The organism is bacterium, assembly GCA_023150945.1.
Taxonomy (GTDB): Bacteria; Zhuqueibacterota; Zhuqueibacteria; order Zhuqueibacterales; family Zhuqueibacteraceae; genus Coneutiohabitans.
The window spans coordinates 21639-37324 of record JAKLJX010000026.1 but is presented as its reverse complement, the minus strand read 5'-3'; the positions used below and the strand labels follow the sequence as shown (position 1 = coordinate 37324).

The 15686-nt window shown below is 59.5% G+C and carries 4 protein-coding genes and 2 pseudogenes; 2 read left to right on the top strand and 4 right to left on the bottom strand.

Annotated elements, in window-relative coordinates; translation table 11 throughout:
- Both L6R21_23970 and L6R21_23965 read right to left on the bottom strand, forming a co-directional pair.
- Positions 1-498: hypothetical protein (locus tag L6R21_23970; protein MCK6562267.1), on the bottom strand; the 498-nt coding region annotated here is incomplete at its 3' end.
- A 96-nt stretch (positions 499-594) separates the two neighbouring features.
- Complete coding sequence (locus tag L6R21_23965) at positions 595-2424, bottom strand: T9SS type A sorting domain-containing protein (GenBank protein MCK6562266.1); 1830 nt, start codon at positions 2422-2424, stop codon at positions 595-597.
- Positions 2425-2833: 409 nt separating this feature from the next.
- Between L6R21_23965 and L6R21_23960 the strand changes: the two are divergent.
- A pseudogene (locus L6R21_23960) lies at positions 2834-3067 on the top strand (hypothetical protein).
- The gene (locus tag L6R21_23955; GenBank protein ID MCK6562265.1) at positions 3013-3600 is read left to right on the top strand and encodes a hypothetical protein; all 588 of its coding nucleotides are present in this window, start codon (positions 3013-3015) and stop codon (positions 3598-3600) included. The pseudogene L6R21_23960 and the gene L6R21_23955 overlap by 55 nt, the downstream one beginning before the upstream one ends.
- Before the next feature lie 576 nt (positions 3601-4176).
- On the opposite strand, the gene L6R21_23950 is transcribed toward L6R21_23955, so the two are convergent.
- Positions 4177-7266 (bottom strand): Ig-like domain-containing protein, encoded by a 3090-nt coding sequence (locus L6R21_23950; GenBank protein ID MCK6562264.1) that lies wholly within the window; start codon positions 7264-7266, stop codon positions 4177-4179.
- A 284-nt stretch (positions 7267-7550) separates the two neighbouring features.
- A pseudogene (locus L6R21_23945) lies at positions 7551-15422 on the bottom strand (phytase).
- Positions 15423-15686: the final 264 nt, after the last annotated feature.

Here is a 15686-nt window from a genome sequence, read left to right as displayed (position 1 = left end):
GCTCGCGTTCGGGGTGATGTTGAAGTTGCGAATGGTGACGTTATCCGCATCCGCAGTGAGATAAAAACCGCCGTTAAGCGTTACCGTGCCGGTCGCGCCAATCACGAGATTGGGCTTGTTCACATTCACGGCTTCGGTATACGTGCCGGATTTGACGTTGATCTTCGTCGCGCCGGTCGCGGCATCCACCGCGGCTTGGATGGTCGAGTAATCATCCGGCACCGTGATTTTGGGCAGCGACTTCTCGAGGCTGAACTCTTCTGCCGCGAGAGTTTGTGCCGTGTCATTGGTTTCCGGAGAAACCGGTTGTTGGTTCTGGCTGCAACCGACAAGGGCAGCCAGTGCCAGAGCTGTGGAAATACGCAGAATCGATTTCATCGAAAGCTTCCTTGGGTTAAAGTGATGGTTGCCCGGCGCTTGAAAGCTATTAAGCGACAGGCGGGAGCTAAAATGGTTGTTCAAAGTTGCAGTGCCGATACGCTTTTGCGCCACGTTCATGCCTCACGATTTGCCCGGTGCGAAGGGCAAAAAGTACGTTTTGCATGCGTCACTTTTCGCCCTTCGCCAGGGCTGTTGAATTGCAGCGGTCTTGAATTACTTCATCAACACGAGCTTCCTCTGCGCGGTAAATTCGCCGGCTTTGAGCACATACAGATACACGCCGCTCGCCACGCGTTCGCCGCGTTCGTTCGTTGCATCCCACACGAGCGTGTGTTGGCCCGCGTTCATTGCGCCTGCTACGAGCTTTTTCACGAGCTGCCCGCTGGTGTTAAAGATCGACAGGCTCACTTCGCCCGCTTGCGGCAAGGCAAAGCTGATCGTCGTCGTCGGGTTGAACGGGTTCGGATAATTCTGCTCCAACTGATAACTGGTTACTTGTTGCTGGTCGCTGGTTGCTGGTTGCTCATCGTCATCATCAAGAGAAGGCTTTGGCAAATTGCCGGGGCCAGGCAACGAGCCGGGCGAATCGTGATGCAGGAACAGGCAATCAGTGCTCACGAGAATTTCCTTCGCGCAAAGCGAGCCGCGCAGTTGGCTGTTCTTCGCCAGCGTCACTTTCGCATTCGGTGCGTTGAAGGAGCCGATCAAATACGCCTCGCGGCCAAGCGTCACTGCCGTGCTCTGCCGCGTGTTGATGGTCACCAGCTTGCTGTCCGCTTCGCCATTGGGCAGCAGGCGAATTTCTACCTCGTTGCCGAGATACAGGTTGTTGGCCACGTTGAGGGTAATCGGATCGCCGCTGCTCAAATCGATTTCGATAACGACCGTGGTCACCGTGCTGCCGCTGTATTTGAGACTGGTGAAATAGTAGTCTCCGCTGGTGAGCTGGAGCTTGCTGTAACTGCCCAACGTCACGTGGTTGTAGGAGCCTGGTGATAACGCCAGTGTTCCGTTTTGCGGCACGATTTTGCTCAGGCCGCCGGCGGAGTAGCTCAAGCTCGGCAACGCTTCATTATTAACCGTCCCAACCGTCTTCGTGCCGGTGATGGTGCCCGCGTTGCTGATGCTGGTCTGTGATTTCACATCGCCGTTGATGGTGTTTTGGGTGTAGATGGTGATCTTGCCTACCGCAGTGAGATTGGACTTGTAGGTGCTGGGATACCCTTTTTCGACTGTCAGCAGACCGTTGGAATGAATGTCCCCGGCCGGCGTGCTCTGTTTCGTGCTCTTCAGCGTGATCTTGTTCGCGACCAACACGAGCGGTTTGACGGTTATTGGAGCCGTGACCTCAAAGCTCACCAAATTCTCTAACGTAACCGGCACGCTCTCAAAATTGCTATCCGAGGCATCGACGGTCGTGGGATCATCGGTGAGATCAACATTCACGTCGGTTGCCGGGCCGGGCGTGACGATGGTGAAATTCAAAGTCAAAATCGTCGTGCCGTCCGGCAAAGTCACGCCATAGTCAATGTCACTATCAAACCAACTGTAGGTCAATTGTCCGGACGCGGGCGTGCCGATAAGCGGCGCATCATCGTCGATCGTGAGCGGAGTATTGCTATCCAACTGTAATTCGGTCGGGTCCCAAGTGATGCTAAATTGCAGTGTGCCGATATTCGTGAATTTGTCAACCTTGATCGTGACCGTAACCGGCGCGCCGCTCGCGAGTGGGCCGGCGGGCCCTTCTGCGGTGAGGATGAGGGGACACCCGCTTGCAAAGCCGATGCTGCCATACGTGTCGTTATTGCTCGTCGAAGCAGAGTTGCCCGAGAACGTGAGATCGCAACCCGAGACAAGCGGATCATTCGTGGTGCCGGGCGCGGCATTGCCGCCGTTATCTGCATTATCAAAAATAAAAAGCGCGCCGCCGAGACCTTGACCGCTGTTACCACCGGTGCCGCCGGTCGCGGTGTTATTTTCGAACAGCACACTTTTCAGCGTGAGTATGCCGCTTGCCACGAAAATCGCGCCGCCCGCGCCCATGCCGCCGCCGCCAATGGTCGTGCCATTACCGCCGCCGAAACCACCTTGGCCATCGTCTAAACCGGCATCGCCATTACTGCCATTGCCTGGAAACGCAAGCCCACCACCGCCGCCGCCAAAGCCGCCGCGCGCGCCGCCGTTATTCGTAAAATTATTGTCCGTACCCGCATTTCCGCCGCCGCCGCCAAAACCGCCGCGGCCAAAAGAGCCACCACCAATCGTGGCGCCACCACCACCGCCGGCGAAACCACCGGCTTCGTCTCCACCGCCACCGCCGCCGAAACCCGCGTCCAAAGGACTACCCTCTCGCCCGCCGCTGCCGAAAATAGCAATGCCGCCATTTGTGCCGCGCGCGGAAACCGTGGCGTCGGTCACGCTGCCGCCATATTCATAGCCGACTGCGCTACCCAAAACACCGCCCGATGCGCCACCGGAATTTCCATTGCCGCCCATACCGCCGCCGCCAGTGACGTTGCCGCTGCCGCCGTTGCCGCCGATCGCGTCGTTATCTTTTAGCGTGACATTGATAAGCGTCAGGTTAATGCTGCCGGTCGCAACGTCCGTCGGGTTCGTGCCCTGCTTGCCCTCGTGCATGAAAATCGCGCCGCCCGCACCCATGCCACCGCCGCCGCCATTGCCGCCTTTGGCATAGCCGTTCGCGAGCGTGAGATCTTGCATCGTGATCGTGCCGTTTTGAATCCAAAAAATGCGCGAGGCCCCGCCGCCGCTAATGGTGAGATTGGCCTGGCCGGGGCCGAGTATGGTCACATCATCGGTGATCACCAGAAAATAACTGGCCGGGTTGATAGTGATGGTGCCGCTCACGCCGGTCGCATCAATAATATCCGCGCCGGCGTTCGCATTGGCGTCGAGAATCGCCTGCCGCAGCGAACCGGTACCGGAGTCGTCGGTGTTGGTTACGGTGTACGTCGCTGCTGCCAAAGGCAGCGCGCTCATGCACACAAACACGAGCGCGAGCACAAGCCGCGTCATGGCACTGGAAAGCGAAGCCCAGCAATAGCGTCGCTGTTTCATCATTTTGTTCCTTTCGTCAATCAAGTTGAGAAGTGTAGCGTGACTTCATTTCATGCCGGCATTCTGGAAAAAGCCCTCGCGCTTGCAAGCGCGCCGGGCACCGTGTCTTTTCACGATGTTGTTGCCGGAGTTTTGTATTAGGTTCGCGATCGCGATCTGGCTTGGGCTGCACCTCCTTCACAACGACGTTATGCTGCGTGCGTAGCGAGACTGCGTATGTTTTCGGTAAGAGGCAGGTTCACCAGTACTGGTGAATTCTGAACTCGGGGAATGATGGGAAGCCTGAGACCGCGCCGGTAAATTCCAAAATCACGAACGGCTTCGCCGGTTAAGCAGTAAACGACCGGAATTGCGTGAAACGAAAGAGGTGGGTGGAAAAAGCAGGGAAGCAGGAGTGCTTGAACAACCTGCCAACGCCCGCGTGCCAGTCGGGTATCAAGAGGGGTGGAACGGACTGCGCCTGGCTCTTGGAGTTGATCCTGGACCGATTTCTCGTCTCACAACAGACGGGTGTAGCATGTCAGCGTGCAAGAGGGGTGGAACATGAGGTCGGTTACAACTTGCATAATACCCTCAGCAGAAATAGCGCGCAAAATAGGACATTTTCACCCAACCGCAAGCTAAAACTTCGTGCCGTTGAAAAAACTTTGGGCAGGCGGGCTCGCGGTGCCGGTTGCCTTCTTTGCTCCGCACTGCGAACGCCCGCCGCGCGATCGGCTACTTCACCAGCAGCAATTTGATGCTGCGGGTTTGGGCCTGCGCCCGCAATTGCACAAAATAGACGCCGGTACTGAGATTGCCGCCTGCTTCATCGCGACCGTCCCACACCAGGCGTTGCACTCCGGCAACTTGCCAGTCATCCACCAGCGTGCGCACCTGTTGCCCGTTTGAATTATACACGACCAGCCGCACTCGCGTTGCCTGCGGCAGATGGTAGGTGATCGTGGTTGCGAGGTTGAAAGGATTGGGATAATTGGGATCGAGGCGGAATTCCGCGACCGGCGTTGCAGCCTCCGCGGCGAGCAGAGCCGCAAGCGATGGCGCCGCCGCCGCTTTGTGCGCCGCCATCTCCGGCGGCGCGCCCGCTGCTTGTGCACCGGTCTCCACGATCAGTTCCGGCGGATTTGATCCTTCCCGCGCGCTGAACACGTCCACCTGCGAGGTGGAGTTGATGAACGCGAAAGAATAAGTGCCCTCCGCGGTCACGTGCGCGCCGATCTCCAGCTCGAGCCAGTTGTTCGAAACGATCGCGGCAGAAGTTGATGCGATGACCGTGCCGTTCTTGTCGGCATTGTTCCAGTTCAGTCCGGATTCCTGCCAGGCCGTGCCGCTGCCCGCGTAGTTGTTGGAGGCGGAATAGAGCGTGCCGGCGTCATTGGCGCCGCTGGTCACATAAAGACGGAGACGCGCACGCTGAATCGTTCCATTCAAGCCGGTGACCTGAAACTTGAGATAGGCCAGCAGCGCTGCAAAGTTTCGCCGCTGGCTGCGCAACTCGGCCGCGGTGCCGAAATTCACAGCCGGTTGCGCTTGCGAAATGTAAGTGTCCGCCGTGGGTACGAAGGTGAAAACCGATTGTGCCGCGTGCACCGCAATGCTGACAGTGGCAGGGTTCGAAAGCGCGCCCTCATTGTCTGCGACGGTGTAGGTGAGAGTATCCGCCCCAGAGAAACCCTCCGCCGGCGTGTAGGTGATTGCGCCGCTGCTGTTCACGCTGGCAGAGCCATGCGCCGGCGCGCTGACAATCGCCACCGAGGCGGCTGCCAGTGTGCCGTCGGGGTCGCGATCATTGGCAAGCACCGCGATCGCGACCGGTGTGCCTGCGCTTGTCGTTGCCGCATCATCGACAGCAATGGGCGGCTGATTGACGCCGTCATCGCTCACGCGGATGATCAACTGCGGTGGATTTGCGCCTTCACGCGGCTGCAGCACGCCCGTGCTGCTGGAGTTGTTTTGGAAGTTGAAGGTGTAAGTGCCTTCGCCCGTCACTGTGGCCGAGACGTCGAACTCGATCCAGGCATTGTCCGGCAGCGGCGCCAACGAGGCGATGGCGGTGTTGTTGCGATTGGCATTATTCCAGGTGAGGCCGGTTTCCGTCCAGGGATTGGTCGAGTTGGCGTAATAGTTCGAACCCAGATAGAGCGTACCCGTCTCGTTGTTGGCGTTTTCAACGAACAACCGCAGCCGCGCGCTTTGCACCGCACCGTCCAGTCCGGTCACTTCAAATTTGATGTAGGGCAAGTAGACTCTGCCGGTACGCTGGCGGAATTGCAGTTCATCGGATCTGCCGTAGTTGCGGCTGGTGCTGGATTGGGAAATGTAGGTGTCGGCGACGGGCGTGAAGGTCTTGGAAACGCCGCCGGCCTGCGCTGTCACCGTGACGAAGACAGTGGCGGCGTTGGAGGCTGCGCCGCGCTCATCCCGCACCGTGTAGTCAAAGCTGTCTTCGCCGCTGAAACCGGCGGCCGGGGTGTAGGTGATCGCGCCGGTAGTCCCATTCACTTGCGTCTGGCCGTTGCCGGGAACGCGCACCACGGTCACACTGCCGGGATCGAGTGAGCCATCCGGATCCGTGTCATTGGCGAGAACGTTTATGACCACAGCCGACTCTTCCACCGTTTCGGCAAGGTCGTCCTCGGCGAGCGGTGCCTGATTGGGGGGCGCGGGCGCGGCGTCATACAAAGTGCAATCATCCGTGCCGATCGCCACCAGCGCTTCACCGTGCACTTCGACGCCGGCGGTGGTGTTGGCTGGCGCGCCGGGATTGGTGAGGATCTGGCCGTTTGACTGTTGTTGCGCCTTGATGAAATCCAGCCCCTTTCTGATGTTCTCCGCATAGCGCTCGGGATCCCATGCCTTCAACGCCATGATGGCCCACGAAGTCGTGCTGACGTCGCCGACGTAGAAAGCAGCTTGCACGCTGGTGTCATAGGGCCAGTCGCCGCCCCGGCGCTGGTAACTCACCAGGAAGTCCACAAAATCCTGCGTCGAGTTGAATGCCGCCCAGCGCCCGGTTTGGGGATCGAGATTGATGCCGGTGTGCGCGGAGGCTTGAATCGCGCCGGCGATGCCGGTGAGATCGCCGTCGCGGTCGCTCGAGCCGGTTTCCTCCAGCTTCTTGATGATGCTGGCCAGCAGATCATCGCGCTGCGCCGCCTCACCGGCGTAATGCGCTGCGAGGGCCGGCATGGCGCGATATACCGGTTCCATCGCGGTCCAGTGGGAGAAATCTTCGAAAACCGGAATAATTTCTGCCCATTCGGCACAGTTTTGATCGTTGCGCTCGCCGTAAGTGCCGGCAGCGAGTTTGTTCCACAAGTTCGTCTGCAGAAAATCGGCATATTTGGAATCGCCGGTGATGAGGCTCAGTTCTTCCAGAAACAAAACATCAAGCGGTGCGATGTCGGGGTCGCCGTCGGGAAAGCGGCGCGGCGGCGTATTCACGAGGTAGTCTCCCGTCTTACGGGCGGAATCCAGATAGCGGCTGTCGCGCAAAACATCATACGCGACCAGCAGCCCGCGCGCGGTGGTGCCCTGAGTGTCTTCGCTGATCGGTCCTCCGACTTCCCAAGGATAGGCGCCCTGCGCATTGTGTTGGGTCATTTGCCATTCTGCTCCGTCATGCAAGGCTTGTTCGTCGGTTTGGGCGGCGGCGATCATTCCACGGCGGGGTGAAAGGATGGCAGAGCCGGCATTGCCGCGTTGCCATTGCAGCGGCAATGTCCGGACGCTGGGCTGGGCCAGTGCAACAGCGGTAAATCCGAATGCACAGGTGATCAGAAGTGTCAGAGAAACGATCTTTTTCATTCAGTCTCCTGAGATGCCTCGTTTGATGATGAACATCGTGTTGAATTGTCATGACACGCCACGGCAAACCGCGCGTCATTCTGCCTGAAGCTGCGCAGCGCACTGCGGACACGGCGGTGACGCAACCTCGCCGTTGAACTGCTCGGGTGAAGCCTGATATCAGTTGGGAAAACCTGCAAAACGGGAAAGCATGGCAGGCGCGGCCGGTAACGATTCAAACAGCGCGATGGCCGCGCCTGTTTTGGGGGAGAAGCCGCCTGGACGGCTGGACCAACGAACGCGTGCTATTTCGCCAGCACGAGCTTGCGCTTTGCAACGAATCCGTCAGTCTGCAACACAAAGAGATAGACGCCGCTGGTCACGCGCACGCCCCGGATGTCGGTCGCGTCCCAGATGATTTGATGGCGGCCGCGACCAAACGTGCCGCTTGCCAGTTTTTTCACAAGCTGCCCCGCGGTGTTGTAAACCGTCAATCCCACTTCACTCCTGGTGGCCAGGTCGAAAGTGATGGTCGTGGTGGGATTGAACGGATTGGGATAGTTTTGCTTCAGCTCGAAATGTTCGGGCAAGGCCGCTGCGGCGAAGTCACCGGCGCTGTGCTTGGCGCTGCCGGCGTAACATTCCAATTCAAAGATTTGGTTGTTATCCTTGATGTTTTGAACCATGCGGATGCGGAAATAGCGCGCCGCAAAGGGCGAAGTGAACGTGACATCCTGGGTGCCGGCCGTGCCGGCATTGTTGGTGTAGACCGTGGTCCACTCACTGTCACTGCTGCCGCCGGTGTTGGAAATTTCGAACCGGTAGCGGCTGGCGTAGTAGTTCTCTTTCCATTTGACCACCGCGCGCGACAGATAGTAAGGACCTTCGAGATCGACGCGCAGCCAGAGGTTGGGCGCGGCTTTGCTCGAAGCGCCACTCCGCCAATAGGAGGTGGCGCTGCCGTCCACCGCGCGTTCAGTGCCATAAGGCGAGGTGGTGCTCGCGGCCGTCGCGGCTTTGCCGCGCGCCAGATTGCCCGTCGGAACACTGTTCACCGTGAGGTAATCGACCTTGGTTTCCGTGTCGAAATTGCACGCACTCGTCGCCGTCAGTTTCACCGTGTAGGTGCCCGCCAGAGTGTACTGGTGGCTGGGATTCTGCTCGGTCGAGCTCGTGCCATCGCCAAAATCCCAGCTCCAGGAAGTCGGATTGCCGCTCGATTCATCGCGAAAACTCACGCTCAACGGCGCATTGCCCGAGGTTGCCGAGGCCGAAAAGTTGGCCGTGGGCGGAACGCAGGGATTGACGCGAATGTAATTCTCCCGGATTGCCGTGTCTGATCCGCAGGCATTGGTAGCGATCAGCTTCACGGTGTAGTCGCCGGCCACTCGATAAGTGTGCGAGGGGTTTTGCTGCGTCGAGGTGCTGTCGTCACCGAATTCCCACCGCCACGCGTGCGGGCTGCCGGCCGACTGATCGGTGAACTTCACAGTCACCGGCGCGTTGCCGGAAGTGGTTGCGGCGGTGAAGCTGGCGGCGGGCAGGAGGCAGGGATCGACGTGCACGCGCTGCGCCGCAATCAGAGTGTCCGCGCCGCAAATGTTGGTGATGATCAGCTTGACGGTGTAATCGCCCGCGGCCGTGTAACTGTGCGTCGGGTTTTGTTGCGTTGCGGTGTTGCCGTCACCAAAATCCCAGTGCCAGGAAGAGGGGCTGCCGGTGGATTGATCGGTGAATCTCACCGCCAGCGGCGCGTTGCCGGAGTCGGGCGAGGCCGTGAAATTGGCCACCGGCGGCAGGCACGCATCCACGTGAATGAAGTTTGTTTGCGATTTGGTCGTTGCGCCGCAACTGCTGGTGGCGGTCAGCGTGACCGTGTAGTCGCCGGCAACAGTGTATTGATGCGAAGGATTTTGCAGCGTCGAAGTCGAGTCATCGCCAAACTCCCACCGCCAAACAGACGGGCTGCCGGTGGATTGGTCGGTAAAGTCCACCGTGAGCGGCGCGTTGCCGGAGGTGGTGGAAGCCGTGAAATTCACGGTCGGCCGCAAGCACGGGTCCACGTGAATATAGTTCGTTTGCGATTTGGTCGCGGTGCCGCAACCGCTGGTGGCGGTGAGCGTCACCGTGTAATCGCCGGCAGCCGTGTATTGATGCGAAGGATTTTGCAGCGTCGCAGTCGATCCGTCGCCAAAATTCCAGCTCCAGGAAGTGGGATTGCCGGTGGATTGGTCGGTGAAATTCACCGTGAGCGGCGCGTTGCCGGAGGTGGTGGCAGCGGTGAAATTCACCGCCGGCGGCAGGCACGGCTCAACGTGAATGTAGTTTGCCTTGGACCCCGTATTCGTGCCGCAAGTGTTCCCGGCAGTGAGCTTGACCGTGTAATCGCCCGGCGTGCTGTACGTGTGCGAGGGATTGCGCTCGGTCGAACTCGTGCCGTCACCGAAATCCCAATTCCAGGAAGTGGGATTGCCGCCGGATTGATCGGTGAAATTCACCGTGAACGGCGCGACGCCGGAAGTGGCTGTGGCAACGAAACTCACGCTCGGCGGCAGGCAGGGAGAGCTGGCATAGCATTCCAGTTCAAAGATCTGATTGTTGTCTTTGTTGTTTTGATCCATGCGAATGCGGAAAAAGCGTGCCGCAAACGGCGAGGCAAACGTGACGTCCTGCACGCCGCTGCGGCCGGCAGTGTTGGTGTAAACCGTCGTCCATTCGCTGTCGTTGCTGCCGCCGCTGCTTGAAATTTGAAAGCGGTAGCGTACCGCGTAGTAGTTTTCCTTCCACCGAACCACCGCGCGATCGAGATCGTAGGCTGCGCCCAAATCGGCGCTTAGCCAGGTGTTGGGCGTGCTTTTGCTGGTGGCCAGGCTGCGCCAGTAGGTTGTGGTCGTGCCGTCCACCGCACGCTCGACGGCATAGGGCGAGGTTGTGCCCGAAGCCATCACAATCTTGCCCACTGCCAGATTACCAGTCGGCACACTATTGACGCTAATGTAGCCGGTTTTGACCTCGGTATCCGAGGTGCAGGCATCCGTGGCGGTCAAGGTAACGGTGTAGGTGCCGGGAGCGGCGTATTGATGCGAGGGATTCTGTTCCGCCACGGAGCTGCCGTCGCCGAAGTCCCACAACCACGAAGTGGGATTGCCGGTCGTGCGGTCGGTGAAATTCACCAGCAGCGGCGCATTGCCGGAGGTGGCGGAGGCGGAGAAATCCGCCGTGAGTGGCGGACACGATTTCACTTGAATGAGATTCGTTTGCGTTGCCGCGGTCTGGCCGCAGGCATTCGCCACCGTCAACTGCACGGTGTAGTCTCCGGCGGTCGCATAGGTGTGCGTGGGATTTTGCGCGTTCGAGCTGTTGCCGTCACCAAAGTCCCAGGACCACGAGGCCGGCCCGCCGGTTGATTGATCCGTGAACGCAACGGTCAGCGGCACATTGCCCGAGACCGGTGCCGCGGTGAAGGCCGCAACCGGCGCAGCGCTGACCGTGATGTAGTTGTTCTTCGTCTCGGTGCGGCTCTGGCCGGCGCCGTTGCTCACCGTGAGTTTGACGTGATAGGTGCCGGCATTGGCATACGTATGCAACGGATTCGGTTCGGCCGAGGTGCTGCCGTCACCCAAATCCCACAACCAGGAGGCCGCCGGCCCGGTGGATTGATCGGTGAATTGTACCGCCAGCGGCGCACACCCGGAAGTTGTCTGAGCCGTGAACTGCGCCACCACGGTATCGGCCACGGTGATGAAGTTTTGCTTCGTGGCGGTGTTTGAATCACACGCACTGGTGGCGGTCAAGGATACGCTGTAGGTGCCGGCTGCGGCAAAGACATGCGTTGGATTCTGCTGCGTCGAAGTTGTGCCGTCGCCAAATCTCCACGACCAGGCGGTGGGCTCGCCGGCCGACTGATCCGTGAAGCTGACCGTGAGCGGAACGCTGCCGGTGACCGGCGTCGCGGCAAAAGCGGCGGCCGGCGGCGTGCAGGGCTCGACGTGAATGCGATTCGCCTGCACGGCCGTATCGGCGCGGCAGTCGTTCGTCACCACCAGGCGCACGGTATAATCGCCGGCGGCTGTATAGGTGTGCACGGGATTCTGTTCTGCAGAAGTCTGGCCGTCGCCGAATTCCCAGTGCCAGGTGAGCGAGTCACCGTGGGATTGGTCGGTGAAAGTCACGGTCAGCGGCGTTCCGCCGGAAGTGGGTGAGGCGGTAAAACTGGCCGTCGGGGCGATGCACGGATCGATGTGAACATAAGTCGTTTTGATCTCGGTTGCCGTGCCGCAGCCATTCGTGACGATCAGACTCACGGCATAGTCGCCAGCAGCCGTGTAGGTATGCACGGGATTCTGTTCTGTCGAGGAGCTGCCGTCGCCAAAATCCCATGACCAGGTGAGCGAGTCGCCACTGGATTGATCGGTGAAATTCACCACCACCGGTGCATTGCCTGAAGTGGGCGCGGCAACAAACGCGGCCGCCAGCTCAGGGCTGACGACGATATACTCACTCTTGGTTTCAGTATTGCTCCCCGCGGCCGCATTTGTGACTTTCAACTTGACGGTGTATTTGCCGGCAGCAGCGTATGAATGCGAGGGACTCTGCTCGCTGGAAGTCGTGCCGTCACCAAAATCCCACAACCAGGAAATAACCGGTCCGGTGGATTGATCTGTGAATTGCACCGCCAGCGGCGCACAACCGGCTGTTACATCGGCGGAGAACGCCGCTGCCACGGTATCCACCGCGGTCACGTAGTTCTGGCGGCTGACCGCACTCGTATCGCAGCCATTCGCGACCTGCAGCGTAACCGTGTATTCGCCCGGGGTGAGATATTGATGCGAGGGATGTTGTTCTGTTGCGGTATTGCCGTCACCAAAATCCCATGACCACGAGGTGGGATTGCCGGTGGAGGAGTCGGTGAAACTCACTTGCAATGGCACGCTGCCCAACACCGGCGTGCCGGCGAATTTTGCCAGCGGCGGCGTGCAGGCGCGCACGCGAATATGGTCCGCTTTTGTTTCGGTGGACTCGCCGCAGGTGTTGGTGACCTGCAATTGCACCGTGTAATTTCCCACTGCCGTGTAGGTGTGCGTGGGATGCTGTTCGGTGGAAGTATTGCCGTCACCGAAATCCCACTGCCAGGTTGCGGGCGCAGGAAAGCCGGTTGACTGATCGGTGAAGGTCACGGTCAACGGCGTTTCCCCGGCAGGCACGGAAGCGGCAAATGCGGCCTTCGGCAGCGCATTGATGGTGATGAATTCAGTCTTCATCTCCGTGCTGCTCCAGCCTGCGGCATTCTTGACGGTGAGCTTCACGGTGTATTTACCGGCAGCCGTGTAAGTATGCGCCGGATGCTGTTCGCTGGCCGTCGTGCTGTCGCCGAAGTCCCACAACCAGGAGATCACCGGTCCGGTTGATTGATCGCTGAATTGCACCGTCACCGGCGCGCAGCCGGAGACGGCCTCCGCTGAGAATTTCGCTGAGACGGTATCTACCACTGTCACATAACTCTGCTTGCTCACCGTGTTGGTGTCACAATCATTGCTGACCGTCAACGTGACGGTATACTCACCGGGGGTGAGGTATTGGTGCGTGGGGTTCTGTTCCGAGGAAGTGTTGCCGTCGCCGAAATCCCACAACCAGACCGCCGGCGCGCCGGTTGAGCGATCGCCGAACCTGACCGGCAGCGGCACGCTGCCGTTGGTATCCGCAGCGGAAAAATCCGGCACCGGCGCAATGCAAGGATCAATATGAATGTAGTTGGTCTGCGTTATGGTGTTGCTGCTGCATGCATTCGTGATGGTGAGCACGACGGTGTATTCGCCCGCGGCGATGTAGGTGTGCGCAGGATGTTGTTCCGTCGAACTGCCGCCGTCGCCGAAATCCCACAGCCAGGAAGCCGGGCTGCCGGCGGATTGATCCGTGAATTGCACCAGCACCGGCGCATTGCCGCTGGTCACGTCGGCAGTAAATGCCGCTTGTGGCAGAGGGTAGACTCTCACAAGCGCCGGTCGCGCGGCCGCGCTGCTGTCTTGCGCAGCATTCCACACTGTGAGCCTGACCCTGTAACTGCCGGTGTCAGCATAAGTGTGCGCAGGATTGGGTTCCGTCGAGGTCGTGCCATCGCCAAAATTCCACAACCAGGACGTCACCGGTCCGCTTGACTGCTCGGTGAACTGCACTGCCAGCGGCGCACAGCCGGCGGTATCGTTGGCGGAAAAACCTGCGACGACGGTATCGACAACCGTGAGGTAGGCGGCCTTGCTTTCCGTGTGGGTGCCGCATTCATTTGCAGCCGTCAACGAAACGGTATATTGCCCCGCTGCCGCGTACTGATGCGTGGGATTCTGCTCGGTCGAAGTGCCGCCATCACCGAAGTCCCACGACCAACTGCTCGCATTGCTGGAGGATTGATCGGTGAATGCAACAGGAACGGAAACGCTGATCAGTGTCCGCGCGGCCTGGAATCCCGCCGTTGGGGCGCTCGCGACCACCACCAATGCGGTTTTGGTTTCAATGTCACTGCCAACCGCTGAGCTGGCCGTCAATGTGACGGTGTAGCTGCCCGCTGCGCTGTAGGTATGGGAAGGATGCTGTTCCGTGGAAGTCGTGCCGTCGCCGAAATCCCACAGCCAGGAAGTGGGCGTGCCGGTGGAGGAATCGCTGAACTGCACAGTGAGCGGGCTGCAGCCGCTGGTGTCCGAGATGGAGAAATCCGCCGCCACCGGCGAGTTAACGGTAATGAGTTCAGTCTTGGTTTCGCTGTGGCTGCCGCAGGAATCGGAGACCGTCAAGGTCACGGAATAGATTCCGGCTTTGGCATATTCATGTGTGGGATGCTGCAGCGTCGAGGTGGTGCTGTCGCCAAAATCCCACCGCCACTCGCTCACGTGGCCGGTTGATTGATCGGTGAACGTCACGGACAGCGGCGGAAAGCCCGTGGTAGGCTCGGCGGTGAAAGCCGCGATCGGCGCGTTCCCGACTGCAATGTAGTTGGCACGCGAACTGGTGTGACGATAACCGGAGGCATTGGTGGTCGTCAGCGTTACCGTGTAGACACCGCCAGAATTGTAGGTGTGTGTGGGAATCTGTTCGGTGGAGGTCGTGCTGTCGCCGAAATTCCATTCCCAGGCCGTCACGGGGCCAGTCGAGAGATCCGTGAACGTGACGGACAGCGGCGCGCAGCCGGAAGTCACTGTCGCAGTGAAATCAGAAACGATGCTGCAGGTCGTCAAGTAGTTTTGGGCGATGTCTTCCCAGGCATACAGCATGAAATTCTTGCCATCGCCGTTGTGCTTGGCTAGGAAGCCATGGGGAAAATTCGTGCCAGCCGGCTGGTTGGTGACGTCCAGGCCATCTGTGCCGCCGGCGTCTGGGGTGTAGATGGTGGTGACGAGCGTGTGGCTGTGGGGATTGCCGGGATCGCCCTCACGACGGTACACTTTGACGCGCTTGTTGCCCTGGCTGGACAGCAAGATGTAACCCGTGCCGTCGGCGCAGCCGTAGAGACCCAGCCCTTCACGATCAGGATCGATGCCGTCGTTGTACGCGAACTCGGCAAGCTGCTGATTGCCCATGTCCGGATCGGCGTAAAACTTGTGCACACAACAGTCCTCTTCGGAAATGTAGACGTAGCCCAGCTCGTCATCGGCCACCATGCCCTCGGAATGATTGCCGTTCACGTCGCCGCCGAAAGACCGCACGAACACCGCCCGCACTCTGCCGCTGCCATTATCCAGCAATTGGTATTGATTTAGCACGCCGTTCACGCCGCCATTGCTGTTGACGAACGCGTACATTGCCCCGTCACTAGCGCGGCGATACAAACAAACGCCATAGGGATCTTTGACCTCTGGTGTCGAAGTGGCACCGCTGGCAGTGATGTCACTGAGCTGGCGGGTGCTTGGATCGATTCTGAAAATCACCAGGCGACTGGGACTTTCGGCGCCGACAACGTAAATATCGACGGGCACAGCGCTAACCGGCATGCCATAGCGCACATCGCCGTTGTTGGGATAGCTTGCAATGGGTATGCGCTGCCGTTGCTGGCCATTCATGTCCCAGACGTAAACAGCGCCGCCAACTTTGTCTGTGCCGATCACCAGGCTTTGCTCCGGTTCGGTCGGATGAATCCATATGGCCGGATCATCGGCATCGCCGCTGACGGCACTGGTGTTGATGCGGGGTGACACTCTGATTTCGCTGGGAATGGTCTGCGCCGGCAGCGTGCTTGTGCAGAGCAGCATCACCAACATCCCCAAAGTGAATTCCTGGCGTGCGCGCGCAAAGGTCTCCATGTTCGACCGGTGCTTGCGAGGAGAAAATTCGGGCACGACCACCTCCATTTTTTGAACTCTGAGAGCCGGGGCAAATCGAAATCCGGTTGACACGAATTTTGGTTGCAGGCACGTCTCCGGCCGGTGTATATGAACGAGCCGTTCTGCTGTGGG

What these genes read in the sequence shown, in the direction of transcription:
- L6R21_23965 (MCK6562266.1), bottom strand. Translation starts at nt 2,424, where the DNA reads ATGGGCGCGGGCGGCGCGATTTTCGTGGCAAGCGGCATACTCACGCTG.
- L6R21_23950 (MCK6562264.1), bottom strand. Translation starts at nt 7,266, where the DNA reads ATGAAAAAGATCGTTTCTCTGACACTTCTGATCACCTGTGCATTCGGA.